Consider the following 948-nt stretch of genomic DNA (forward strand, 5'->3'; position numbering starts at 1 on the left):
CGGGGTTGTAGGACTACGATGTAGCAAGAACTTAGTAAAGTAGAACGTTTTGGAAAGAACGGCCATAGACGGTGATAGCCCGGTATACGACTTACTGACGAAGCTTAGTAGTATCCTGAGTAGCGCGGGGCACGAGAAATCCTGTGTGAATTAGCGGGGCCCATCCCGTAAGGCTAAATACTCCCGAGAGACCGATAGCGAACCAGTACCGTGAGGGAAAGGTGAAAAGAACCTCGAACAGAGGAGTGAAATAGACCCTGAACCCGTCTGCCTACAAGCGGTCGGAGCAGCGTAAGCTGTGACGGCGTGCCTTTTGCATAATGAACCTACGAGTTACTTTCTCCGGCAAGGTTAAGTATTTCAGATACGGAGCCGAAGCGAAAGCGAGTCTGAACAGGGCGGTATAGTCGGAGGGAGTAGACGCGAAACCAAGTGATCTACCCATGGTCAGGTTGAAGGTTAGGTAACACTAACTGGAGGACCGAACCGGTAAGCGTTGAAAAGCTTTCGGATGAACTGTGGGTAGGGGTGAAAGGCTAATCAAACTTGGAGATAGCTCGTACTCCCCGAAATGCATTTAGGTGCAGCCTAGGGTTAGTATAATATGAGGTAGAGCGACTGATTGGATGCGAGGGCTTCACCGCCTATCAAGTCCAGATAAACTCCGAATGCGTATTATATATTGCCCTGGAGTGAGGGCGCGGGTGCTAAGGTCCGCGTCCGAGAGGAGAAGAATCCAGACCATCAGCTAAGGTCCCCAAATAACAGTTAAGTTGAACTAACGAAGTCAGACTGCAGAGACAGCTAGGATGTTGGCTTGGAAGCAGCCATTCATTTAAAGAGTGCGTAACAGCTCACTAGTCGAGGAGTTTGGCGTGGATAATACTCGGGCATAAACTGTTTACCGAAGCTATGGATGTCGTAAGACATGGTAGGGGAGCATTCCAG

At 49.7% G+C, this 948-nt stretch carries 1 rRNA gene; it reads left to right on the forward strand.

Going from position 1 to position 948, the window contains the following annotated elements:
- Positions 1 to 948, forward strand: a 23S ribosomal RNA gene (locus BQ7394_RS00235); the annotation flags it as partial.

Origin of the sequence: Parabacteroides timonensis, from assembly GCF_900128505.1 — a bacterium.
Lineage (GTDB): Bacteria > Bacteroidota > Bacteroidia > Bacteroidales > Tannerellaceae > Parabacteroides > Parabacteroides timonensis.